This window comes from Streptomyces sp. NBC_00663 (assembly GCF_036226885.1).
Taxonomy (GTDB): Bacteria; Actinomycetota; Actinomycetes; order Streptomycetales; family Streptomycetaceae; genus Streptomyces.
Genome location: NZ_CP109027.1, coordinates 1,344,582 through 1,366,815 on the forward strand (window position 1 = coordinate 1,344,582; position 22,234 = coordinate 1,366,815).

General features: G+C 72.3%; 24 protein-coding genes. 14 read left to right on the forward strand and 10 right to left on the reverse strand.

All coding sequences use genetic code 11. From position 1 onward, the window contains the following. Positions 1 to 111 precede the first annotated feature (111 nt). The 4 genes from OG866_RS06135 (at position 112) to OG866_RS06150 (ending at position 2,883) form a co-directional block, all read left to right on the forward strand. A complete protein-coding gene (locus OG866_RS06135; protein ID WP_329332403.1) occupies positions 112 to 909 on the forward strand; it encodes an alpha/beta hydrolase in 798 nt (265 codons plus the stop codon). Between the two features lie 182 nt (positions 910 to 1,091). Further along, a complete protein-coding gene (locus OG866_RS06140; protein WP_329332404.1) occupies positions 1,092 to 1,571 on the forward strand; it encodes a Dps family protein in 480 nt (159 codons plus the stop codon). 49 nt (positions 1,572 to 1,620) lie between these two features. Beyond that, positions 1,621 to 1,953 carry a DUF3140 domain-containing protein gene (locus OG866_RS06145; RefSeq protein WP_329332405.1) on the forward strand — a complete coding sequence of 111 codons (333 nt, stop codon included), beginning with the start codon at positions 1,621 to 1,623 and terminating at the stop codon, positions 1,951 to 1,953. A 117-nt stretch (positions 1,954 to 2,070) separates the two neighbouring features. Beyond that, positions 2,071 to 2,883 carry an SAM-dependent methyltransferase gene (locus tag OG866_RS06150; RefSeq protein ID WP_329332406.1) on the forward strand — a complete coding sequence of 271 codons (813 nt, stop codon included), beginning with the start codon at positions 2,071 to 2,073 and terminating at the stop codon, positions 2,881 to 2,883. Positions 2,884 to 2,982: 99 nt separating this feature from the next. On the opposite strand, the gene OG866_RS06155 is transcribed toward OG866_RS06150, so the two are convergent. From OG866_RS06155 to OG866_RS06190, 8 genes are all read right to left on the reverse strand, one after another. Further along, entirely contained in the window at positions 2,983 to 4,227 is a 1,245-nt protein-coding gene (locus OG866_RS06155) for an amidohydrolase (RefSeq protein WP_329332407.1), read from the reverse strand. Positions 4,228 to 4,290: 63 nt separating this feature from the next. Next, positions 4,291 to 4,980 (reverse strand): SDR family oxidoreductase, encoded by a 690-nt coding sequence (locus OG866_RS06160; protein WP_329332408.1) that lies wholly within the window; start codon positions 4,978 to 4,980, stop codon positions 4,291 to 4,293. Further along, positions 4,977 to 5,846, reverse strand: coding sequence for a cupin domain-containing protein (locus tag OG866_RS06165; protein WP_329332409.1), 870 nt, complete (start codon positions 5,844 to 5,846; stop codon positions 4,977 to 4,979). The genes OG866_RS06160 and OG866_RS06165 overlap by 4 nt, the downstream gene beginning before the upstream one ends. Then, complete coding sequence (locus tag OG866_RS06170; RefSeq protein ID WP_329332410.1) at positions 5,843 to 7,186, reverse strand: amidohydrolase family protein; 1,344 nt, start codon at positions 7,184 to 7,186, stop codon at positions 5,843 to 5,845. Before OG866_RS06170 ends, OG866_RS06165 begins: the two co-directional genes overlap by 4 nt. A gap of 22 nt (positions 7,187 to 7,208) precedes the next feature. Continuing rightward, the gene (locus tag OG866_RS06175; protein WP_329332411.1) at positions 7,209 to 8,189 is read right to left on the reverse strand and encodes an alpha-ketoacid dehydrogenase subunit beta; all 981 of its coding nucleotides are present in this window, start codon (positions 8,187 to 8,189) and stop codon (positions 7,209 to 7,211) included. After that, positions 8,177 to 9,154 carry a thiamine pyrophosphate-dependent dehydrogenase E1 component subunit alpha gene (locus tag OG866_RS06180; RefSeq protein ID WP_329332412.1) on the reverse strand — a complete coding sequence of 326 codons (978 nt, stop codon included), beginning with the start codon at positions 9,152 to 9,154 and terminating at the stop codon, positions 8,177 to 8,179. The genes OG866_RS06175 and OG866_RS06180 overlap by 13 nt, the downstream gene beginning before the upstream one ends. Then, positions 9,141 to 10,478, reverse strand: a complete 1,338-nt coding sequence (locus OG866_RS06185; protein ID WP_329332413.1) for a M24 family metallopeptidase — start codon at positions 10,476 to 10,478, stop codon at positions 9,141 to 9,143. The genes OG866_RS06180 and OG866_RS06185 overlap by 14 nt, the downstream gene beginning before the upstream one ends. 52 nt (positions 10,479 to 10,530) lie before the next feature. Then, positions 10,531 to 11,163 carry a helix-turn-helix domain-containing protein gene (locus OG866_RS06190; RefSeq protein WP_329332414.1) on the reverse strand — a complete coding sequence of 211 codons (633 nt, stop codon included), beginning with the start codon at positions 11,161 to 11,163 and terminating at the stop codon, positions 10,531 to 10,533. Between the two features lie 189 nt (positions 11,164 to 11,352). Here OG866_RS06190 and OG866_RS06195 point away from each other — a divergent pair, with 189 nt between their 5' ends. The 4 genes from OG866_RS06195 to OG866_RS06210 are packed head-to-tail and all read left to right on the forward strand — an operon-like array spanning position 11,353 to position 15,181. Further along, positions 11,353 to 11,724, forward strand: a complete 372-nt coding sequence (locus OG866_RS06195; RefSeq protein ID WP_329332415.1) for a DUF4333 domain-containing protein — start codon at positions 11,353 to 11,355, stop codon at positions 11,722 to 11,724. A gap of 5 nt (positions 11,725 to 11,729) precedes the next feature. Then, complete coding sequence (locus tag OG866_RS06200) at positions 11,730 to 12,416, forward strand: ABC transporter ATP-binding protein (protein WP_329332416.1); 687 nt, start codon at positions 11,730 to 11,732, stop codon at positions 12,414 to 12,416. A 10-nt stretch (positions 12,417 to 12,426) separates the two neighbouring features. Beyond that, positions 12,427 to 14,436, forward strand: a complete 2,010-nt coding sequence (locus tag OG866_RS06205; protein WP_329332417.1) for an FtsX-like permease family protein — start codon at positions 12,427 to 12,429, stop codon at positions 14,434 to 14,436. A 46-nt stretch (positions 14,437 to 14,482) separates the two neighbouring features. Further along, positions 14,483 to 15,181: a response regulator transcription factor gene (locus OG866_RS06210; RefSeq protein WP_329332418.1), complete on the forward strand. Its 699-nt coding sequence runs from the start codon at positions 14,483 to 14,485 to the stop codon at positions 15,179 to 15,181. 7 nt (positions 15,182 to 15,188) lie between these two features. On the opposite strand, the gene OG866_RS06215 is transcribed toward OG866_RS06210, so the two are convergent. Both OG866_RS06215 and OG866_RS06220 read right to left on the reverse strand, forming a co-directional pair. Further along, positions 15,189 to 16,598, reverse strand: a complete 1,410-nt coding sequence (locus OG866_RS06215) for a cytochrome (protein WP_329332419.1) — start codon at positions 16,596 to 16,598, stop codon at positions 15,189 to 15,191. 87 nt (positions 16,599 to 16,685) lie between these two features. Continuing rightward, positions 16,686 to 17,162, reverse strand: coding sequence for a potassium channel family protein (locus OG866_RS06220; RefSeq protein ID WP_329332420.1), 477 nt, complete (start codon positions 17,160 to 17,162; stop codon positions 16,686 to 16,688). Between the two features lie 62 nt (positions 17,163 to 17,224). Between OG866_RS06220 and OG866_RS06225 the strand changes: the two genes are divergently transcribed. From OG866_RS06225 to OG866_RS06250, 6 genes are all read left to right on the forward strand, one after another. Further along, entirely contained in the window at positions 17,225 to 17,539 is a 315-nt protein-coding gene (locus OG866_RS06225; protein ID WP_329332421.1) for a hypothetical protein, read from the forward strand. A gap of 285 nt (positions 17,540 to 17,824) precedes the next feature. Then, the gene (locus tag OG866_RS06230; RefSeq protein WP_329332422.1) at positions 17,825 to 18,274 is read left to right on the forward strand and encodes a hypothetical protein; all 450 of its coding nucleotides are present in this window, start codon (positions 17,825 to 17,827) and stop codon (positions 18,272 to 18,274) included. Continuing rightward, positions 18,214 to 19,077, forward strand: a complete 864-nt coding sequence (locus tag OG866_RS06235; RefSeq protein ID WP_329332423.1) for an SAM-dependent methyltransferase — start codon at positions 18,214 to 18,216, stop codon at positions 19,075 to 19,077. Before OG866_RS06230 ends, OG866_RS06235 begins: the two co-directional genes overlap by 61 nt. Positions 19,078 to 19,116: 39 nt before the next feature. Then, positions 19,117 to 20,520 carry a glutamine synthetase family protein gene (locus OG866_RS06240; protein WP_329332424.1) on the forward strand — a complete coding sequence of 468 codons (1,404 nt, stop codon included), beginning with the start codon at positions 19,117 to 19,119 and terminating at the stop codon, positions 20,518 to 20,520. 1 nt (position 20,521) lies between these two features. Continuing rightward, complete coding sequence (locus OG866_RS06245) at positions 20,522 to 21,628, forward strand: amidohydrolase family protein (protein WP_329332425.1); 1,107 nt, start codon at positions 20,522 to 20,524, stop codon at positions 21,626 to 21,628. A 24-nt stretch (positions 21,629 to 21,652) separates the two neighbouring features. Next, the gene (locus OG866_RS06250; protein ID WP_329343947.1) at positions 21,653 to 22,180 is read left to right on the forward strand and encodes an NUDIX hydrolase family protein; all 528 of its coding nucleotides are present in this window, start codon (positions 21,653 to 21,655) and stop codon (positions 22,178 to 22,180) included. Positions 22,181 to 22,234 lie beyond the last annotated feature (54 nt).

The window sequence follows — 22,234 nt, forward strand, 5'->3', positions numbered from 1 at the left end:
AGTGGTTCGGCACCGAACAATTAATTAGCACTGCTAGTTTTTGACTATAGACCGCCCGCCGGGCGACTGGGAAGATCTCCCGGGACCTTCACCGACGCAGCTGGAGGAGACATGGCCGAGGCCCGCGAGCACGCACTCCCGGGAATCGTCGTACGGGAATGGCCCCACCCGGCGCCCCGCTACCTCGCCCTGGTGGTGCACGGCTACGGAGAGCACATCGGCCGGTACGAGGAGCTCGCCGACGTCCTCGTGACGGACGGCGCGGCCGTCTTCGGGCCCGATCACCGGGGCCACGGGAAGTCCGCGGGCGAGCGGGTGCTGATCGAGGACTTCGAGGACGTGGTCACCGAGGTGCACGAGGTGGCCGACCTGGCCCGCGCCACTCGTCCGGGTGTACCGCTGGTCCTCATCGGCCACTCCATGGGGGGCCTGATCGCGGCCCGCTACGCCCAGCGGTACGGCGCCGAGCTGACCGCGCTCGTCCTGTCGGGGCCGGTCATCGGCGACTGGTACCTGCCCCGGCGGCTGCTCGCCCTCGACGAGATCCCGGACACGCCCATCAGCACGGCCTCGCTCTCCCGGGACCCTGCGGTGGGGGCGGCGTACGCGGCGGATCCGCTGGTGTGGCACGGGCCGATGAAGCGGCCGACGGTGGAGTCGTTCGTCCGGACGCTGGAGACCGTGGCCAAGGGGGGTGACGTGGGCCGGCTGCCGCTGCTGTGGCTGCACGGCGAGGACGACCGGCTGGTGCCGCTGGCGGGCAGCCGTGCCGGGGTGGAGCGGCTGAGCGGGGGCGTGCTGACCGAGCGGATCTGTCCGGGTGCCCGGCACGAGGTCTTCAACGAGACGAACCGGGCCGAGGTCTTCGCGGAGCTGACGCGCTTCCTGAACGGCGTGCTTCCCGCCTGATCACCGCCACGTTTGCACCGGTACGCCCTGGGCACCCGCGCCGCAAGGAGCGGCTGCGGTGTGCGGCCCGCGCGGGAGAGGACTCCGAGCTGTTCTTTCCCGCGGGCACGCGAGGCCCGCGCCGCGCGGCGCCGCGCGCTGCTCCGTACCGGCACGAACCACGCCAGAAGGAGAAGCACCGTATGACTGTGGTGAAGAGCACCCTTCCCGACGCGGCCCGCGAGGTGGCCGGAGAGGCGTTGCAGAGCACCCTCGTGGATCTGCTCGGGATCTCACTGGTCGGCAAGCAGGCGCACTGGAACATCGTGGGCCCGCGGTTCCGGTCCATCCACCTCCAGCTGGACGAGGTGGTCGCGACGGCCCGCACGTACTCCGACACGGTGGCGGAGCGCGCCGCCGCGCTCGGCGTGCCGCCGGACGGCCGGCCCGAGACGATCGCCGCCGCCTACGCGCTGCCCGGCGCTAAGGAGGGCTGGCTGCGCGACGACGAGGTGGTCCGGCTGATGGTCGAGACGCTGGAGTCGGCGATCGGCCGGCTGCGCGAGCGCATCGACGCCACCGACAAGGCCGACCCGGTCACCCAGGATCTGCTGATCGGCATCACCGCCGAACTCGAGAAGCAGCGCTGGATGTTCGAGGCCGAGAACTGGCCTCGGGACTGACCGCGTCGTACGCAAGCGGAAGTCGTACGCAAGCGGAAGGAGTCCCGCGATGACGGACGCCCTCGAACTCGACGCGCTGTGGGAGGACTTCCACCGCGCCGTCAACATGACCTCGCAGGAACTGGCCGCCTGGCTGCGTGTCAGCGACGCCGACGAGACCAGCGAGCCCCTGCCGGAGCACGCCGGCACCCCCACCGGGCAGCATGTCCTCGCGATCCTGCAGAAACGGCGCACGGACCTCACCGACGACGACATCGAGGTGATGTACGAGGTGGTGGACGCCGTCGGCGCCCAGGCGGACGTGGAGAACGAGCCCGAGGCCGAGGAGACCCGGCGGCGGCACCAGCTGATGACGCTGGGGCATGACCCGCTGCGGCCGTAACCCCCTTGCCGGTCAGCCCTGTTGACCGGAAAGAGGTGGCCGAAGACCGACTCCGTCCCGCACAGATGATCGTGAAACACTGCTCGCAGTCTTGGCGAGCGAGCAGAGGAGTCACACGTGACCGGGACCGAGCCGGCCGCCCCGCGGATCGACACGACCAGGCCCCACCCGGCCCGTGTGTACGACTGGTATCTCGGCGGCAAGGACAACTACCCGGTCGACGAGGAACTCGGCCGCCGGATCGCCTCGTTGAACGGCGACGCCCCGCGGGCCGCGCGGGCCAACCGCTGGTTCATGCACCGGGCCACACGAGAGGTGGCGGGCTCGGCGGGGATCCGCCAGTTCCTCGACATCGGCACCGGGATACCCACCGAGCCCAATCTGCACCAGATCGCCCAGCGGGTCGCGCCGGACGCCCGCGTCGTCTACGTCGACAACGACCCGATCGTCCTCGCCCACGCCGGCGCCCTGCTGCGCGGTACGGACGAGGGAGTCACGGAGTACGTGCAGGCCGACGCCCGTGACCCGGAGCAGATCCTCCGGCAGGCGGGCAAGATCCTCGACTTCGAGCGGCCCGTCGCCCTCTCGCTGATCGCCCTGATGCACTTCATCGCGGACGAGGACGGCGCCCATGACCTCGTCGGCACCCTGGTCGACGCGTTGGCCCCCGGCAGTTGCCTGGTGCTGTCCTGCATGACGGCCGACTTCGAGCCGGAGCAGGTGCATGAGGGCATCGCCGCGTACAAGGCGTCCGGCGTCACCCTCGTCGCCCGCGACCAGGCCGAAGTGGGCCGCTTCTTCAAGGGACTCGACCTCCTGGAGCCCGGGATCGTCTCCGTGCGGGACTGGCGTCCCGAGCTCGCGGAGGGCGAGTCCGACATCGGCCCGGACCCGGTGTCGCTGTACGGCGGAGTCGCCCTCAAGCGATAGGCCGTGAGAATGCTCAAGCGGTAGAGGCCGTGAGGTTGTTGCTCAAGCGGCAGGCGCCACGAGATTCCTCACGCGGTAGGCCGCGAGATTGCTCGGCCTCTAGGCCGTGAGACGGCTCAACGCGGCCGACACCAGCGTCCGCACGCCCGGCGCCAGCACCGACAGGTCGGGGGCGAAGAGCGGGCTGTGGTTGTCGGGTACGTTCCCGAACCGCTCCTCGTCCGTCTCTCCCGGCGCCGCCTGCCACACCGCGTCCGGTGTCGCCGTCACGTACCAGTAGTCGTACGGCACCCCCGGGGGCGCGAGCAGGGAGAAGTCCTCGCTGCCCATCTCCGGGCCGAAGTCGAACACCGAGGCGGCGCCGAAGAGTTCGCGGTGCACGGCCGCGATCTCCCCGTCGAGGGCGGCGTCGTTGACGGTGTTCGGATAGCCGGGGACGACGGTGATCCCGGGCGGCACCGGGCAGCCGGCCGCCAGGCACTCGCCCTCGACGATCCGCCGCACCGCGCCGAGAATCCGCTCGCGCACCCGGTCGTCCTGGCTGCGCACGTTCAGCGCGAGCCGTGCCTCGGCGGGGATGATGTTGCTCTTCGTCCCGGCGTGGAACTGCCCCACGGTCACCACCGCGGAGTCCTTCGCGGCGACCTCCCGCGCGACCACGGTCTGGAGGCGGGTGACGATGTGCGCGGCGGTCACCACGGGGTCGACCGTCGACTCGGGGCGCGAGCCGTGGCCGCCGACGCCGGTCACGACGACCTCGACGCCGTCGGAGGCGGACATGATCAGGCCCGGGGTGTGCGAAAAACAGCCGGTGCGCCCGGGGACGACATGCTGGCCGAAGACCACGTCCGGGTACGGGAAGCGCACATGCACCCCGTCCACGGCCATCGCCCCCGCTCCCCCGCCGGCCTCCTCCGCGGGCTGGCCGACGACCACGACCGTCCCGGACCAGGCCGCACGCCCGGCGGCGAGCGCCTCGGCGGCGCCCATGAGCCAGGTGACGTGGCAGTCGTGCCCGCAGGCGTGCATCACGCCCTCGACGGTCGAGGCGTAGGGCAGCCCGGTCGCCTCCCGCACCGGCAGCGCGTCCATGTCGCCGCGCAGCCACACCACGGGCCCGTCCCCGTTGGCCAGCACGCCGACCACGCCAGTGCGGCCGACGCCCTCGATCACCTCGTACCCGGCCCCGCGCAGCCGTGCCGCGAGGCGGGCGGCGGTGCGGTGCTCCTGGAAGGACAGCTCCGGGTGGCGGTGCAGATCGCGGTAGAAGTCCTCCAGGTCGCCGGTCTTCAGCCCGGCGGTCAGGTCCTCGGTGAGCCGGGCTACGGCGGCGGGATCGGTCATGGCGCTCCCTTTCTCCTCGAAAGCGGGGGATGGCCCTGTCGGCCCCTGCCCGAAGAGTGCCCCTCAGCCCAGCAGCCACCCCCCGTCCACGGCCAGCCCGACCGCGTTCACGGACCGGTTGCGCAACAGGAAGTCCACGGCGTCCACGACATCGGTCATCGCCGCGAGCCGCCCGGCCGGGGTCCGGGCCCGCAGGCCCGCCAGCACCTCGTCCGGCTTGTCCCGCCAGTAGGGGCTGTCCCCGACCACCCCCGGGTGGATGGCGTTGACGCGGACGGGCGCCAGCTCGACGGCGAGGGTGTGGACGAGGCCGGTCACCCCCGCGTTGACGGTCGCCACGGTCGTCGCACCCGGATACGGCCGCTCCTTGGCCTGTCCGCCGAAGAGGACGATCGCGCTGTCCTCGTGCAGGCCGGGCCGCAGGGCGTGGACGGTCTCGGTGTAGCCGACGAGCTTGAGCGTGACGAGGTGGACGGCGGCGTCGATGTCGTAGGCGGCCACCCGGTTGTCGTCGCGGGAGACGCCGGCCAGCACCAGCTGGTCGACGCGCCCCACGCCGGCCAGCGCGGCGCCGATCTCGTGGGGGCGGGAGAGGTCCAGGGCGAGGCCGCGGGCGCCGATCTCCTTGGCGGCGGTGTCGGTGCGGTGGGCGTCGCGCCCGGTGATCAGTACCTCGTCGCCGCGTCCCGCACGCATCCGGGCGAACTCCCGGCCGATGCCGGAGGTGCCGCCGACGACCACGACACGGTTCATCGCACGCCCCTCAGATAGTCCCAGTCCCGGGTGAACCGGTAGGAGTGCCGGGACGGCGGCTGCGGCGCCTGTGTCTCCAGCCAACGCACCGGCCCGGCACCGGCGTTGGTGAAGCCGTGCACACAACCGGCGCCCGCCCAGGCGAGATCGCCGGGCCCGAGGTGGTACCGGGCGTCGTCGAAGGTCGCCTCCACCACCCCTTCGAGGATCAAGTACGTTTCCTCGAAGGGGTGGTCATGCGTGCCCGCGACGCCGTCGACGGCGTACTGGACCATGAACATGGTCGAGGCGACCGCGCCCAGGTCGGCGTCGACCATCATCTTGACCGTGATCCCGCTGTAGACGAGCAGCGCGGTCCGCATGCTCGCCGAGACCGCCAGAAGGTCCTGGGACTGTTTGCCGGGGTCCATCTGCGCGGGCTCGAAGTGGCCGAAGGAGCGGGTGCGGGGGTCGCGGACGTCGATACGGACGGGGTCACGGACGGGCAGGTCGGGCACGGGGAGGGTGTCGTACCCGTAGCGGGCGCGCGGCACCGGCGCGAGCATGTCCGCCCAGCGCGCGCCGGTGGCACCCACTCCCCGCCAGGCGTGCGGGACACCGGTCGGCAGCAGGCCGTAGTCGCCCTCTTCGAGGAGGTACGACCCCTCGGGCACGTCGAGGATCACGGCCCCGTCGAGGAGGTGGAAGCTCTCCTCGTACGAGTGGACATGGGCGCCGACCCTGCCGTCCGGCCGTATCTCGCAGACACCGAAACCGGTGTGCGCGCTCCCGTCCCCTTCACCGACCAACTCCTCGCGCCGGTGGCCGTGTTCGTCGTACTGCGGGGTCGGGGCGTCGGCGGCGCGACGGACCAGGTGCGCGGTCACCGGGCCGCCTTCGCCGCCAGGAGCCGGTCGCGGGACTCCTCGACGAGGCGCCGGGCGCGGGCCACGTCGGCCGTCAACCTGCCGTCCCGCTTGCGGATCACGCCGTCGACGATGACGGTGTCCACGTTGGAGACGTCGGCGGACAGGGTGACGGCGGCAGCGGCGTCGTGCACGGGCGCGACGTTGAGGGCGGTGGCGTCGATCGCGACGATGTCGGCGCGCTTGCCGGGGGTCAGGGAGCCGGTGCGGTCCTCCAGGCCGGCCACGTGGGCGCCGTTGCGGGTGGCGATCTCCAGCATCCGACGTGCCGTCAACATGGTGTCGGGGACCGGCATGTTGGCCTGCCAGCAGTCCGCGTTGAGCCGGGCGCGCTCGGCGCCGAAGGCCGCGCGGATCTGGGTGAACATGTCGCCGGGGACGGTGGTGACGACGTCGATGCTGAGCGAGGGGCGCAGTCCGTGCTCGATCGCCTTCATCACCGGCGGCCAGCCGTGCCCCATCTGTGTCTCGACCTGCGGCGCGACGGACACCGTACCGCCGCTGTCGGCGACCATCCGCCACTCCTCCTCGCTGAGGTAGCAGCAGTGGACGTAGGTGGTGTCCGGGCCGAGGAGCCCGAGGTCGTGGAGCTGCTTCACCATGCCGTAGCGGCCCGCGAGGCGGCCCATGGCGACGTGCACGGTGATCGGGATGTCCAAGTCGCGGGCGAGGGCCCACTCCGCGGTGACGACGTCGTTCACGCAGAAGCCGGGGCCGCGGGTGGCGAGGGCCAGGGTGAGCAGGCCGGCGTCGGAGGCGAAGTACTCGGTGCGGATGCGGCGGACGTCGTCGCCCGGTATCGCGATCTTGCTCTCGAACCAGTAGTCGGCGAGGGAGGTGTTGGCGCTGCCGTACGCGTACTGCGCCCGGATGCCGGACTCGGTGAGGGCCTGGATGGCGGCGTCGGGGTGGGCGGGGGTGTTGTTGATGTGGGACCAGTCGACGAGCGTGGTGATGCCGGCGTTGAGGCACTCCAGGGCGCCGGCGAGGTTGGCCGCGTACACGTCCTCGGGGGTGTAGAGCGGGGCGAAGGTGTCGAGGATGTCCGTGAAGTAGTCGTCGAGGGTGGCGTCGGGGGCGATCCCGCGGATGGACGCCTCCCAGGTGTGGCGGTGGGTGTCGACGAAGCCGGGGATCACGATGTGCCCGCGCATGTCGAGGACTTCGGCGTCCGCGCTGATCTCCGGCTCGACGGCAGCGATCCGCCCGTCCTCGATGAGGACGTCCCCCTGGGGCAGGTCCCCGATGTCGGGGTCCATGGAGATCACCTGACCTGCGCGCAGGAGTGTCCGAACGGTCATCGCCCTTCCTCCTTCGTGGTGTTCAGTACGCGGTGAGGTCGCGGACGGCCGCCACGACCTTGTCGACGGTGGGGATGACCCGCTCCTCCAGGACGTCGGCGAACGGCAGCGGCACGCACTCCCCCGCCACCCGGCGCACGGGCGCGTCCAGCAGCCCGAACCCCTCGTCGGCGACGACCGAGACGAGGGTGGCGCCCCAGCCGCCCTGGTACGGGTTCTCCTCGACGGTGACGAGCCGCGAGGTCCGGGCGAGCGAGGCGAGGACGGTGCTCATGTCCAGCGGCACCAGACAGCGCAGGTCGACGACCTCGGCCTCGATGCCCTCCGCGGCGAGCAGCGCGGCGGCCCGCAGGGCCAGCGGGACCATCGCGGCGAGGGCCACCAGGGTCACGTCGGCGCCCTCCCGCACGACGGCCGCACGGCCCAGCTCGACCACATGGTCCGGCGGCACAGGCGCGCCCTTGGACGCCAGCAGTCCCTTGTGCTCGAAGAACACCACCGGGTCGTCGCTGCGGATCGCCGCCGCCATCATGCCGATCACGTCGGCGGGCGTGGCGGGCGCGGCGATCTTCAGCCCGGGGACGGTCAGCGCCCAGTTCTCGGTGGCCTGCGAGTGCTGGGCGCCGAAACCGAGCCCGCCGCCGTTGGCGGTGCGAACGACGAGGGGCACGGTGACCTGACCACCCGTCATGTAACGCACCTTGGGTATCTCGTTGGCGAGGTAATCCCAACAACAGGCCAAAAAGTCCGAGAACATGATCTCCGCGACCGGCCGCATCCCGGTCATCGCGGCGCCCATCGCCGCGCCCACGATGGCCTGTTCGGAGATCGGCGTGTCCCACACCCGCTCCGGCCCGAACTCCTTGAACAGCCCGGCGGTCGTCTTGAACACCCCGCCCGCCGCACCGATGTCCTCCCCGAGACAGACCACGGCCGGGTCCCGGCGCATCTCGCGCGCGATGCCCTCGGCGACGGCCTCCCGGTAGGTGATCACGTCCGCCATGCGGCCCCTCCGTCCGCCCATACGTCGGTCAGCGCGTCGCGCGGATCGGGCGGGGGCGCGTTCCGCGCCGCGTCGACCGCCTGTCGTACGGTCTCCTGTGCGCGCTCGTCGGCCGCGGTGACCGTCTCCTCGGGCACGCCCAGCTCGGTCAGCCGGCCGCGTGCGAGGTCCAACGGGTCGTGCTTGAGCCAGCGTTCGACCTCCTCGGCCGGGCGGTAGGCGGCCGGGTCGGACCTGCTGTGCCCGAAGTGCCGGTAGGTGGCGGCCTCCAGCAGAGCGGGCCCGTCTCCTGCCCGGGCCCGTTCCGCGAGCCGGGCCACGCTCTCGCGTACGGCCACGACGTCGTTGCCGTCGACGCTCTCGCCCGGGATGCCGTACGCGGGCGCCCGGTCGGCCGCCGGGCGGGCCACCGCGGTGACGTCGGCGATCCGCGTGTATTCCATGTAGAGGTTGTTCTCGCAGACGAACAGCACCGGCAGTTTCCATACGGCGGCCAGGTTCAACGCCTCGTGGAAGGCGCCGATGTTGGTCGCGCCGTCCCCGAAGAAGGCGACCGCGATCTGACCGGTGCCGCGCAGCCGGGCCGACCACGCGGCACCGGCCGCCATCGGGAGGTGGGCGCCGACGATCGCGTACGAGCCGAGCATGCCGGTGGCCGCCTTGGTGAGGTGCATGGAGCCACCCTTGGCACCGCACAACCCCGTTGCCCTGCTCATGAGTTCGGCGAGGCACTCCTCGGGGGTGGCGCCGCGGGCCAGCGCGTGGTGGTGGCCGCGGTAGGTGGCGAAGACATAGTCGTCGGCGCGCAGGGCGGCGCTCGCGCCGACGGCGATCGCCTCGTGCCCTGCGGCGAGGTGGGTGGTGCCCTTGACCAGACCCTGGAGGAAGAGATCGTGGGCGGCCTTCTCGGTGCGGCGGATCAGGGCCATCCGCTCGTACATCGCGAGGAGTTCACCGGTGTCCATCGGCGGTCCCCGTGTTGAGGTGGGACTGCGACTCACGGCGGGTGTTCAGTTCGCCGCCCACGGTCCAGTACTTGCGGCCCGCGACGAGGAGTTCCTCGGCCGGGAACTTGGTGATGACCTCGCAGCCGTCCGCGGTGACGACCAGTTCCTCCTCGATGCGGGCCGCGGACCAGCCGTCGGCGGCGGGCCAGTAGGTCTCCAGGGCGAACACCATGCCCTCTTCGAGGACTTCGGGGTGGTCGAGGGAGACCAGACGGCTGAAGATGGGCTTCTCCCAGATGGACAGGCCGACGCCGTGGCCGTACTGCAACGCGAAGGCGGCGGTCTCGTCGGCGAAGCCGAACTCCTCGGCGCGCGGCCAGACCTGGACGATGTCGGCGGTGGTGGCGCCGGGGCGGACGAGGGCGATCGCCTGGTCCATGTACTCGCGGCAGCGCACATAGGCGTCCCGTTGGGCACCGGACGCACTGCCGACGACGAAGGTGCGGTAGTAGCAGGTGCGGTAGCCGAGGTGGCTGTGCAGGATGTCGAAGAAGGCGGGGTCGCCGGGGCGGACCAGCCGGTCGCTGTAGACGTGCGGGTGGGGTGAACAGCGTTCCCCGGAGATGGCGTTGACGCCCTCGACGTACTCGCTGCCGAGGTCGTACAGCACCTTGCTGACCAGTCCGACGCACTCGTTCTCGCGCACGCCCGGACGTAGAAAGCCGTAGAGCTCCTCGTAGGCCGCGTCGACCATGGCGCAGGCCTGGGTGAGCAGGGAGATCTCGTCGCGGGTCTTGGTGCGGCGGGCCTCCAGGAAGACCTGCTGGCCGTCGACGACGTCGATGCCCTCGGCGCGCAGCGCGGCCAGGACCGGCATCTCGGCGACGTCGATGCCCAACGGCTCGTCGGCGAGGCCGTGTTCGCGCAGTTCGGCGGCGATCTTGCGGGCCACGTCCTCGGCGATCCCCGCGTCGGGGTGGAAGGCGCCGCGCAGGGTGGAGATGCCGGCGCGGGCCCCGGTGGGCGGGCCCTCCTTGCCGTCGCTGTAGTCCAGCCAGGGGTTGTACAGCTGGTGGTGGCGGGCCGCCGAGCCGAAGTCCCAGACGACCGGGTCGCCGCCGCGCACCAGCAGGGCGAAGCGGATCAGCTTGTCCATCGCCCAGGTGCCGATGTGCGTGGCGGTCATGTAGCGGATGTTGGCGAAGTCGAAGCTGAGCACCGCGCCCAGCGAGGAGCGGTTCAGGGACTCGTGGAGCCGGGCCAGCCGCTGTCGGCGCAGCCGGTCGAGGTCGATGCGCTCTTCCCAGTCGACGGCGTTGGGCCCGAATGTGCGGATCGCCATGGCGACCACCCCCACTGCGGAGTCAACGACCGCACAGGGAGAGTGTCAAGTGTCACTGAACACTTTGGCCGGAGACGAACCAGACGCCCACGGCCGGTTCCGTGCCGTCGTTGCGGTAGCGGTGCGGGGTCGTGGACTCGAAGCAGACGGCGTCGCCGGGCCGCAGGACGGACTTGTCGAAGCCGAGCGTGAGGACCAGCTCGCCGGAGAGGAGATAGCCGTACTCCGTGCCGGTGTGCCGCATCAGGGCGCCCGAGCCGGAGGAGGAGCCGCCGGGCCGGTACGTCACGAGCAGGAAGTCGACGTCCGTCCCGGGGACATGCCCGAGCCGCTCCCACACCACCCCCGAGTCCAGCTCCAGGACGTCCCGTTCACCCGGGGTGATCAGGGGCCCGAGGCGGCCGACGGGATCGGCGGCGAAGGCGGCGAGGGCGTGCGCCACCGTCGTTCCGCCCGCCGCCACGGCGGCTTCACCCGGCTCGAAGAGCGACTCCACGGAGATGCCCAGGGCGGTCGTGAGGGCGTACAGCGTGCTCACCGACGGCTGGCTCTTGCCGGTCTCGATCTGGGAGACCAGGCTCGCGGAGACACCGACCTCGCGGGCCAGGGCGCGCAGGCTCACGCCGCGTTCCTGACGCGCCTGCCGGATGCGCGCGCCGACGGGCGGCACGTCGGCAGGGGGCACGGGCGGCTCCTCTCACGAACGGTCATGTGCAGTGTCATTGAACAGCCGCCGCGGGCCGTCGCACCAGGGATCGGCCGAAGGGAGGAGAGCGGGCCGCGCCGGTCATGGCCATCCGGCCGAGGTGCGCGCGGGGGTCGGCGGGCGAGGGTGGAGCCACTTCCCCAGCCGGTCCCTCAGCAGGAGTTCACGATGCAGCGCAACAAGTTCCTGGTCGGAGTCGTCGGCGGGGCGGCCGCCACCCTCGCCCTCGGCGGTCTCGGTACCCATCTGCTCTCCGGCACCGAGTCGACGAGCCACCTCGACGAGTACAGCACCGCCTCCGTGGACGGCCACAAGGCGCTCAAGAGCACCGTCGTCGCGGGCCGCACCCAGAGCAAGTACCACCCGCTGCCCTGGGTCGGCGACAAGATCCACGATGTCTCCTGCCCGACCGGGCTGAAGGCCGTCGCCGGGGCGTCCGTCACCTGCACCGGCAAGAAGGGCGACGGCTCGACCGTCGACATCCCCGTCACGGTGGTCAAGGCCACCGCCTCCTCCGTCACCTGGAAGTTCGAGCGCTGACCGACATGACGAACCCCGTTCTGGCCGGTCTCGGCCTCGTGAAGAAGTACGGCTCCACCGTCGCCCTCGACGGCGTGGACGTCTCGGTCGGCGAGCGCGACTCGCTGGCGATCATGGGCCCGTCCGGGTCCGGCAAGTCGACCCTGCTGCACACCCTCGCCGGGATCGTGCGCCCCGACAGCGGCACCGTGCTGCTGCGCGGGAAGGGCATCGAGAAGCTCAGCGAGGAGAAGCTCAGTGCCCTGCGCCGCAAACGGTTCGGGTTCGTGTTCCAGTTCGGCCAGCTGCTGCCCGAGCTGCCCGCCGAGGAGAACGTGGCGCTGCCGCTGATGCTGGAGGGCGTCCCGCGCCGGCAGGCGGTGGATCGGGCCCGGCGCTGGTTCGCGCCGCTCGGCCTGGACGGTCTCGAACACCGCCGCCCGGGCCAGCTGTCCGGCGGGCAGGCCCAGCGCGTGGCGATCGCCCGTGCCCTCGCCGTCGAGCCGGACGTGGTCTTCGCCGACGAGCCGACCGGCGCCCTCGACCGGACGACCAGCACCGAGGTCGTCCGCCTGCTGACCTCCGTCACCCGCGAGCAGGGCGCCACGCTCGTCATGGTCACCCATGACGCCGACGTGGCCGCCCACTGCGACCGGGTCCTCCAGGTCCGGGACGGCCGGATCAGCAACCACACCCGGTTCACGGTCGCCTAGGAGCCCTGACGTGCCTTCCCCCGTCCTGCCTCTGACCTGGCACCTCACCCGGGCGTCCGGCCGCCGCGGCGTGCAGAGCCAACTGCTGGCGGCCGGTGCCGCCGCCGTCGGCGCGTTCGTGATGCTGGTGATGATCTCCGCGACCGTGGGCGCCGGCGTCCGCGCCGACCGCACCGCCTGGCGCACCCCCGAGCCCGCGCGGCACGGCACCGCCGTCCAGGCCCTCGCCACCACCTACGTCCGCGGTGAGCCCCTCACCGTCGTCTCCCTCGCCCACCTGCCCGGCCGCGCGGCGACCCCCGCCCCGCCCGGCCTCGACACGTTCCCGAAGCAGGGCGAGGTGTACGTCTCCCCCGCCCTGGCGGAACTCCTGCACAAGCTCCCCCCGGGCCAACTGGCCGACCGTTTCCCGAAGGTGACGTCGTACGGCACCCTGGGCGAGGCCGGTCTCGCCTCCCCCGAGGAACTCGTCGCGGTCGTGGGCCGTTCGGTGACCGACCCCGCCATGTCCGAGCCCGCGGCGACCGGCGCGAGCTACTTCGACCAGGACCAGGCCGCGCGGGCCGTCGTCGCCGGGTTCTCCGGCACGACACAGAGCCTGTTCACCTACGGCGACCAGGGGGCGGCGCTGCTCGGTGTGGTGCTGCTGGCGATGCCGGTGGTCGTGCTGTCCTCCGCCGCCGGACGGCTCGGGGCGGCCCGGCGCGAGCAGCGGCTCGCCGCGCTGCGCCTTGCGGGCGCGACACCCCGGCAGGTCCTCGGGATGACGGCGCTGGAGGCGTCGGCGGTGGGCGCGGCCGGTGCCCTGACGGGCGCCCTCGCCTACGTGGCCGCGCTGCCGGCGCTGGCCGAGGTGCCGTACGGCATCGGCACCTGGTATCCGGGCCGGCTCTGGGTGGGCCTGCCCTGGTTGGCCGCGGTGGTCCTCGCGGTCACGGCGCTCATCACCGTCAGCGCGGTCTCGACGCTGCGCCAGGTGGTCAGCTCTCCCCTCGGCGTCGCCCAGCAGGCGAACCCGCGCCGGACCAGGATGATCCGGCTGGTGCTGTTCCTCGCGGCGCTCGCCCACATCTGGCAGTCCACGGGCAGCGGCCACTTGAAGGGCCGGGACTACGTCGTGCTGCTGCTGATGTTCTACGGCGCGTTCTGGCTGGTCGGGCCCTGGGTCGTCGACCGGCTGGGGCGGATCGCGGCCCGCTTCGCCCGCCGCCCGGCGACCCTGCTCGCCGCACGCCGGCTCAGCGACGATCCGCGCGGTGCCTGGCGCACGGTCAGCGGACTGGTGCTGGCGGGGTTCGCGGCCGGGTTCTTCTCCGTGAGCATGCTGGGCACGGACGTCCCGCAGTACCGCGACCAGGTCGCCGTAGTCACCGCGAACGCCACCGACGCCCGGCGCGCGGCGGCCGAGGCCCGCACCCTGCTGGACCGCGCGGACGTCGAGGCCGAGATCAGCGTCGTACCGGCGGACGACTACGACAGTCTGCTGGGCGGCAGCCCGGGCATCGTCGCCAAGGTCTCCGGCGGACCGGCGCGGCTCGACACCGCCGTCACCGCCCTCGCCTCCGTCGGCTCGGGCCATCCGCCCTACACCCAGGAGTACGCGACCGCGGGCGACCGCGGCATCGTCGAGCGCGTCGCCGACGTCAGCACCGCGACCCTGGCGCTGAGCTTCGTGGTGGCGACCGCCTCCGCCGGGCTCACGGCGGCGGCGAACGTCCTGGACCGGCGGCGCGTCTACGGTCTGCTGCGGCTGGCGGGCACTCCACTGAGGGTGCTGGACCGGGCCCGGGTGCGCGAGACGGTCCTGCCGCTGGTCGTCCTCGCCGGAGGGACCATCGCGACGGGGGTCTACGGCTCGTACAAGTTCAACCACGCCTTCGGCGCCGGCCTCGACGTCTCCGGCGCGCTCGAACTGGGCGTGTGCGTGCTGGTGGGAGCCCTGGCGATGTTCGCGGCGATCAGCGGCAGCCGCCCGCTGCTGCGGAAGGTCACCGCGGACCCGGCCCAGGCACCGGACTGACGCGTGAGCGAGCCTGTCGGAGGGGCCGATGCACGATGATCGAGCCATGACGAGCCCCACCCCGCCCAAAACCGCCCCGATCCGGGTCCTCATCGCCGACGACCAGGACATGGTCCGCACCGGATTCCGCTTCTTCCTGGACGCGCAGCCCGACATCACGGTGGTCGCCGAGGCGGCGGACGGCGAGGAGGCGGTGGCGCTGGCCCGCGAGGTGCGGCCGGACGTGTGTCTGCTGGACATCCGGATGCCGAAGCTGGACGGCCTGGCGGCCACCCGGCTGCTGGCCGGGCCGGAGGTCGCCGACCCGCTGCGGGTCGTCGTGGTCACCACCTTCGACCTCGACGAGTACGTGTACGGGGCGCTGCGCGGCGGTGCCTGCGGGTTCCTGCTCAAGGACTCCGGGCCCGCCCTGCTCGCGGAGGCGGTCCGGGCCGCCGCGGCCGGCGACTCGCTGGTCTCCCCCTCGGTCACCGTCCGGCTGCTGAAGCACGTCACGGGGGCTCCGGAGAAGGCCGCCCCGGCCCGCCCCGCCCCGCTCACCGGGTCCCTGACGGAGCGCGAGCTGGACGTGGTCCGGCTGGTCGCACTCGGCCGTACCAACGCCGAGATCGCCGCCGAGCTGTACGTCTCCCTGTCGACGGTCAAGACGCATCTTTCCAGCGTCCAGCTGAAGCTGGCGGCACGGAACCGGGTGGAGATCGCCGCGTGGGCCTGGCAGAACGGGCATGCGCAGCCGGGCGCTTGACGGGTCGTCAGCCCCCGGAGCGGATGAGCCCGGTCAGATACCGCCACAGCGAGGACCGCCGCTTGACGGACTCGACCGGTTCCTCCGGTACGGCCGTGTCGGGTTCCGGCGTGACCGGCACAAGGGGCTCGACCGGCCCGGTCAGCTCGTAGCGCACCGGGAGCGAGCGCAGCCCGCGCATGAACGGCGAGGAGCGCCACGGCAGTTGGTCGACGGGGAGGGCGAGTTCCAGGTGCCCGAACCGTTCGAAGAGCCGGCTCACCCCCGCCGAGGCGATCGTCGAGGCCAGCTCCCTGGCCGGGCACTGGCGGGGCCCCGCGCCCCACGACAGATGGGCCCGGCTGCTGATGGTGGAGGAGCCCGGTGCCATCTGCGCGGCGAAGAGCGGGTCGGCGTGGGCGGCGGCGGAGGAGACCCATACCGGGTCGCCGGCCCGGATCGTGTAGGTGCCGAGGGGGGTGTCCGCGGCGGCGAATCTCGGCACGAAGTTGACCAGCGGCGGCTTGCGCATGACGACCCGGTTCATGGTCTCCCGGACCATCCCGGCGGACAGCGTGGTGCGCACGCCGCCCTCGCTGTCTCCGCAGATCACCTCGACGACGGTGTTGGAGATGAGGATGCCGACATGATCGGAGACCATGCCGAGCAGCATGAACAGCTCCCGGGCCAGCTCGTCGACCGTCAGGTCCGGGTGGGCGGCGATCAGGTGGGAGGGGAAGTCGTCGCCCGGCTTCTCCATCTTGGCGGCGGCGAGTTCACTGAGCGTCACCAGCAGCCGGGCCAGGGCGGGTTCGGCGTCCGGTCCGGCGTCGAGGACCCGCCACATGTCCATCAGGGCGTCGTCGCCCTGGGAGCCGGGGAAGCCGAGGAGATGGCTGGCCGCCATCAGCGGCAACGGCCGGGAGAACTGCGCCGACAGGTCGGCGAGGCCGGTGCGGCCGCCCTGCCCGAGCAGGCTGATCAGCTCGTCGGCGTACCCCGTGACGGCCGCCTTGAGCCGCTTGGCCGCCGGATTGCGCGGGTCCTGGAAGGGCCGCAGGGCGACGTCCCAGGCCGCGCGCAGGGAGCGGTAGCCGTCGCCGCCCTGGATGAGGACGTGGTTGACCTCCAGGGAGGGCCCGAGCGGCCAGTCCGCGGGCACCCGGCCCTCGGTCCGGGCCCGCCAGTTCTCCAGCCCCTTGGGCCAGCCGGCGTCGTCCTGCAACACCTGGAGCGACTCGCGGTAGCCGAGGACGAGCCAGGCGGGCACGCCCAGCAGATCGACCGGCGCGACCGGGCCGTGCCGCTCGCGCAGCCGCTCGTAGACGAGCGCGGGGCGGGTCTCGTAGTCCCGGGTCAGCAGCGGCTCCGGGGCGAGCTCTTCCAGCCGGGTGCCGTCCGGCACCGGCTCCGTCTCCTCGACCACGTGCATTCCCATGGTGCAGCCGCCCCCTTCGACACCCGCCCGTACCGAACCGGACGGGACCCTACCTGAGGCGTCAGGTGCACCGCTGCCCCGGGGTACTCACCGGTAGCCGCCGGACTCGCCCTTCCCGTTCACCAACCGCTCCAGCCGGTCGAACCGCTCGTGCAGGGCGCGCACCGTCTCCTCGCCCAACTCATGGGCGCCGTGGGCGAGATGGTGCCGCCGCTTCTGTTCCCGGCCCACGAACCAGGTGGCGAGCGCGGCCGTGACCATGCCGTACGTGGTGATGCCGACGACCATCACCACCGCGCCGATCACCCGGCCCCACGGGGTCACCGGGTAGAAGTCGCCGTACCCGACCGTGGTCGCGGTCTCGATCGACCACCACAGGGCCTTCGGATACGACGTCAGATTGGCGCCCCGTGCTCCCTGTTCGGCGCCGGTCACGGCCCACGAACCGGCGAGCATCACCACGACCAGTACCGCCGTCGCCGCCCCCGCAGCCTTCAGATGCAACGAGCGCCCCTCCCGGCCGAGCAGCAACTCGACCGCCCTGGCGAGGAATCCGGGCAGCATGACGACTCCTTGGGACGCGGGCGGACCATGGGTCCAGTGTCGACGCCGGCAGGGCGACGGGCATGCGGGGCGAGGCGTTCGAGTTGCCGTACGGCGGCCACCGAGGTGGGCTGAACGGCATCCCCGACCCCACCGGAGAGTCCATGGCGGCCGTGCCCCGATCCGTACCGGAGACCTTCGCGTTCGCCTGCGGCGACTGCGGCCACACCTGGGAGGCCACGTTCCAGCTCATGTTCTTCACGGACCCGCTGGACGCCTCGGGCCTGACCACCCAGGAGTACGTCGACGAGGCGGGCCGGGCCGTCAGGTCGCCGCTCGCCGACGCGGTCTGCCCGAGGTGCGGCAGCCGGCGGGTCTCACTCGAACGGCCCGAGTGAGCTGGTGGGCGGCCCGCACCGGTGATCCGCTGAGGCCCCACCCACGCCCTCAGGAGGCATCCGCGACGGTCTGTCGTCCCGCACGTTTTTGACGCCGCAGCGCTCACCGCGACTGCGCTGCTGACGACCGCGGCCTGCTCGGACGACGACGCGGACGCGGACACCTCGGACATCGGGCCCACCCCCCTCGCCGCCGACTCCCCGAGCACGGCGCCCCGGCTCACCGCGGCGAAGGCGCGTCAGGCGCTGATCACCGAGGACGATCTGGAGGACGACTGGACCCAGGTGAAGGACGCGGCGACCTGGCGGGACAGTCTGCTGATCGGCAAGGTCGACGCCGCCGACTTCCTCACCGCGAAGGCCGACGCCGCCGACTGCCAGAAGCTGCTCGACGGCCGCTACAGCGACGAGTTTCTGGGCGAGCCGTCGGGGGCATCCGCGCTCACCGCGACCGACTCGGCGGGCGACCGGCGCACGGTCCAGGTGACGGAGACCTCCGTCCCGGACGAAGGCGACGCCCGGCAGGGACTGCGCGTCACCGTCCAGGGCACCAGCTCGGGGACCCCCGCCGCCCTCACCCTTGAAGGGCACCCAGCGACTGAAGGACGCGCCGGCCCAGAGCTGATCCCTCCCCTGTGCCGATTCCCGGGACATCGTGATCATCGGGCGGCACAATGGCCCCTGCGGTCGGCCGTACCTCGATCGCAGGGGCGAGGAGAGGACGGGACGACGTGAGTGACACCCCCACGAGCGGGTCGTCGAGGCTCAACACCGGCGTCGCGCACAACGCACGCGTGTGGAACTACTGGATCGGCGGCAAGGACAACTACGAGGTCGACCAGCAGGTCGGCGAGCAGGTCGCCACGATGTTCCCGATCATCCGGGACATCGCCCGCGCCGACCGCGACTTCCTCGGCCGCGCGGTGAGCCATCTGGCCGCCGACCGTGGGGTACGGCAGTTCCTGGACATCGGCACCGGTCTGCCGACGGTCGACAACACCCACGAGATCGCCCAGCGCATCGCTCCGGACGCGCGGATCGTGTACGTCGACAACGACCCCGTCGTCCTCGCCCACGCCCGCACCCTGCTCACCAGCACCCACGACGGCGTCACCGACTACATCGACGCCGACGTCCACGACCCGGCCGCGATCCTCGAACGCGCGGGCCGGACCCTGGACTTCACCCGTCCCGTGGCTGTGATGATGCTGGGCATCCTCAACTTCGTCCTCGACTACGACAAGGCCCGGGACATCGTCCGCCAGGTGCTGGCCGAAGTCCCGTCCGGCAGCTACCTCGTGCTCACGCACCCCACCTTCGACAACGAGCTCGGCGGCGCGGGCCAGATCCCGGCCATGAAGTTCTGGAACGAGAACGCCACCCCGCCGATCACCGCCCGCAGCGGCACGGACATCGCCGCGTTCTTCGAGGGCCTCGACCTCCTCGAGCCGGGCCTGGTGTCGTGCTCGCGGTGGCGTGCCGACGCGAACTCGCCTGTCGTGGTGCCGCAGTTCGGCGCGGTGGCCGTGAAACCCTGACGCGGGACCCGTACCGGCCGACCCCGTCGTGGAGGACGTATGACCACCCTTGCCGACCCCGTACCCGGTGGACGTCCCGGTGACGTCGACCGGGCCAACGCGCTGAGCGGCGAGCTGTCCGGCAGAGGTGTGCACGGCGTGGTCCTGGGTTACGTCGACACCGCGGGCGTCGGCCGGGTGAAGACGATCCCCACGGCGAGGCTCGCCTCGGCGGCGGCCTGGGGTGTCGGCATGTCCCCGGTGTTCGACACGTTCCTCGCGAACGACTCCGTCGTGACGACCGACGTCCTCGGCTCCCCCGACGGCGACCTGCGTCTCTACCCCGACCTCGACCACCTGGTGGTGCTGGCCGCGCAGCCCGGCTGGGCGTGGGCGCCGGTCGACCGGATCACACAGGAGGGCGAGCGGCACCCCGGCTGCACCCGCACGCTCCTGCGCCGGATCGTCACCGACGCGCAGCAGCGGCACGGCCTGACCTTCAAGGCGGCCGTCGAGGTCGAGTGGGCGGTGGGCCAAGGCCCGTCGGCCGAGGGCGACTTCGTGCCCGCGCTGTCGGGTCCGGCGTACGGGGCGATCCGGCAGGTCGAGTTGAGCGACTACACGGCCGATCTGCTGGCGGCGCTCGCGGCGCAGGGCGTGGACGTCGACCAGCTCCACCCCGAGTACGCGGCGGGGCAGTTCGAGGTCTCGGTGGGCGCCCTGGACCCGGTGGCGGCGGCCGACCGGAGCGTGCTGGTGCGACAGACGATCCGCGCGGTGGCCGGGCGGCACGGCCTGGTCGTCTCGTTCGCCCCGGCCGTCTTCGCCGAGGGCGTCGGCAACGGCGGCCACCTCCACCTCTCCGCCTGGCGCGAGGGCGTCAACCTGCATACGGGCGGCGGGGGTCGGTACGGCATGACGGCGGACGCGGAGGCGTTCGCGGCCGGCGTCCTGGCCCACCTCCCCGCGCTCACGGCGGTCACCGCCCCGAGCCCGGCGAGCTATCTGCGCCTCAAACCCTCCCAGTGGGCAGGGGTGTTCACCGCCTGGGGCCGCGAGACCCGCGAGGCCGCGGTCCGTGTCGTCACCGGCACCCTGGGCCTGCGTGACCAGGCCGCCAACCTGGAGGTCAAGCCGGTCGACCTGGCGGCGAACCCGTATCTGGCCCTGGGCTCCGTCATCGCGGCGGGCCTCGACGGCATCTCCTCGGCCGCCGTACTGCCCGAGGAGATCACCGGCGACCCGGCCCGCCTCGACGCGGAACAGGCTGCGGCCCGGGGTGTGCGCCGGCTGCCGACCTCGCTCGCCGAGGCGGTGGCCGAGTTCCGCAAGGACGAGTGTCTGCGCGGTGCCCTCGGGCCGGTCCTCGCCGACGCGGTGACCGCCGTACGGGAAGGCGAGACCGCCTCCGTGGCCGGGCTGGACGACGCCGGGATCGCGGCGGCGTACCGCTGGAAGTACTGACATGACCGCGGTCCACGAGGCGCTCGCGGAACTGAGCCTGGTCGACCACCACTGCCACGGCGTGGTCACCGACGACCTCGACCGGGACGGCTTCGAGGCCCTCCTCACCGAGGGTGGCCGGTGGCCCGGCAGCGGCATCTCGCCCTTCGACACCCCGGTCGGCGTCTCGGTGCGCCGCCACTGCGCGCCCCTGCTGGACCTGGACCGGCACGCCCCGCCGGAGGAGTACCTGGCCCGCCGGGCGGAGCTGGGCGCGCGGGAGGTGAACCGGCGCTTCCTCGCCGCGGCGGGCACCGGCACCTACTGCCTGGACACCGGTTTCGGGCCGGCCGAACTGGCCGCGGACGACGTGTACGAGGTCGTACGGCTGGAGAGCGTGGAGGAGGCGCTGGTGGCGGCCGGGGTCGAGCCCGGCGACTACGCCGACGCCTTTCGCACCGCCGCTCACCAGGCCGTCCGGCGCCCGGGGGTGGTGGCGGTGAAGTCCGTGGCGGCCTACCGCACGGGGTTCGACCTGGACCCGGCCCGTCCGTCACCCGCGGAGGTGGAACGGGCGGCACGGCGGCGACTGGCGGCGGGAGGACGGCTGGCGGACCCGGTCCTCGTACGGCACCTGCTATGGACCGCCGTCGACCTGGGGCTGCCGCTCCAGCTGCACACGGGCTTCGGCGACAACGACATCCGGCTGCACCGGGTGGACCCCACCCATCTCACGGACTGGCTGCACCTGACCGCCGGCACGATCCCGGTGCTGCTGCTGCACTGCTGGCCCTACCAGCGGCAGGCCGGCTATCTGGCCGCGGTGTTCGAGCAGGTCTACCTGGACGTCGGCCTCACCCTCCACCACGTCGGCCCGGCGCGCGCCCGGGCCGTACTGGAGGAGGCACTGGAGATCACACCGTTCCGCAAACTGCTGTACAGCTCCGACGCCTACGGTCTGGCCGAGTTCTACCGGCTCGGCGCGCTGGCGTTCCGCCGGGGACTGGGCGAACTGCTCCAGGACCGGGTGGACGGCGACGAGCTGAGTCCGTCCGACGCGGTGCGGCTCGCAGAGTGGGCGGGAGCACACAATGCGCATCGGGTCTACCGCCTTTCCGGCCCCTCCTGAAAGTATGATCAAGCAATGTCTGACATGACCGAAACCACGCCCGGCTGGCTGACGACCGACGACCTCGAGCAGGCGCGCGCCCGGATGCCGATCCTGTACGTCGAGGCCGTGCCCGTGCGCGTCGACGACAGCGGCGAAGTCACCAGCGTCGGCCTGCTGCTGCGCATCGGCCCCGACGGGACGGTCAGCCGGACGCTGGTCTCCGGACGCGTGCTGCACCACGAGCGCGTCCGCGACGCCCTCATGCGGAACCTGGAGAAGGACCTCGGGCCGGTGGCGCTGCCCCGCATCCCGACCGCCCCGCAGCCCTTCACGGTCGCCGAGTACTTCCCGACCCAGGGCATCACGCCGTACCACGACCCCCGTCAGCACGCGGTGTCGCTGGCCTATGTCGTCCCGGTCACCGGTGACTGCCGGCCCCGCCAGGACGCCCTCGACCTGGTCTGGTTCAGCCCGCAGGACGCGGTGTCGGAGGCGGTGCAGAGCGAGATGCCGGGCGGGCACGGGGTGCTGCTGAAGCAGGCGCTGGCGCATGTGGGGTGCGTGATCTGACCTCCGGCGGCGCCGGGCCTTGACGCCCCCCGCCCATTGGAGAGAGAGTCGTAC

Coding starts and splice junctions, on each gene's coding strand:
- OG866_RS06200 (WP_329332416.1), top strand. CDS start 11,730: ATGACGAACCCCGTTCTGGCCGGTCTCGGCCTCGTGAAGAAGTACGGC.
- OG866_RS06220 (WP_329332420.1), bottom strand. CDS start 17,162: ATGCTGCCCGGATTCCTCGCCAGGGCGGTCGAGTTGCTGCTCGGCCGG.
- OG866_RS06250 (WP_329343947.1), top strand. CDS start 21,653: ATGACCGAAACCACGCCCGGCTGGCTGACGACCGACGACCTCGAGCAG.
- OG866_RS06235 (WP_329332423.1), top strand. CDS start 18,214: ATGGCCCCTGCGGTCGGCCGTACCTCGATCGCAGGGGCGAGGAGAGGA.
- OG866_RS06160 (WP_329332408.1), bottom strand. CDS start 4,980: ATGAACCGTGTCGTGGTCGTCGGCGGCACCTCCGGCATCGGCCGGGAG.
- OG866_RS06155 (WP_329332407.1), bottom strand. CDS start 4,227: ATGACCGATCCCGCCGCCGTAGCCCGGCTCACCGAGGACCTGACCGCC.
- OG866_RS06240 (WP_329332424.1), top strand. CDS start 19,117: ATGACCACCCTTGCCGACCCCGTACCCGGTGGACGTCCCGGTGACGTC.
- OG866_RS06140 (WP_329332404.1), top strand. CDS start 1,092: ATGACTGTGGTGAAGAGCACCCTTCCCGACGCGGCCCGCGAGGTGGCC.
- OG866_RS06245 (WP_329332425.1), top strand. CDS start 20,522: ATGACCGCGGTCCACGAGGCGCTCGCGGAACTGAGCCTGGTCGACCAC.
- OG866_RS06145 (WP_329332405.1), top strand. CDS start 1,621: ATGACGGACGCCCTCGAACTCGACGCGCTGTGGGAGGACTTCCACCGC.
- OG866_RS06185 (WP_329332413.1), bottom strand. CDS start 10,478: ATGGCGATCCGCACATTCGGGCCCAACGCCGTCGACTGGGAAGAGCGC.
- OG866_RS06225 (WP_329332421.1), top strand. CDS start 17,225: ATGCGGGGCGAGGCGTTCGAGTTGCCGTACGGCGGCCACCGAGGTGGG.
- OG866_RS06135 (WP_329332403.1), top strand. CDS start 112: ATGGCCGAGGCCCGCGAGCACGCACTCCCGGGAATCGTCGTACGGGAA.
- OG866_RS06180 (WP_329332412.1), bottom strand. CDS start 9,154: ATGGACACCGGTGAACTCCTCGCGATGTACGAGCGGATGGCCCTGATC.
- OG866_RS06195 (WP_329332415.1), top strand. CDS start 11,353: ATGCAGCGCAACAAGTTCCTGGTCGGAGTCGTCGGCGGGGCGGCCGCC.
- OG866_RS06175 (WP_329332411.1), bottom strand. CDS start 8,189: ATGGCGGACGTGATCACCTACCGGGAGGCCGTCGCCGAGGGCATCGCG.
- OG866_RS06210 (WP_329332418.1), top strand. CDS start 14,483: ATGACGAGCCCCACCCCGCCCAAAACCGCCCCGATCCGGGTCCTCATC.
- OG866_RS06170 (WP_329332410.1), bottom strand. CDS start 7,186: ATGACCGTTCGGACACTCCTGCGCGCAGGTCAGGTGATCTCCATGGAC.
- OG866_RS06215 (WP_329332419.1), bottom strand. CDS start 16,598: ATGGGAATGCACGTGGTCGAGGAGACGGAGCCGGTGCCGGACGGCACC.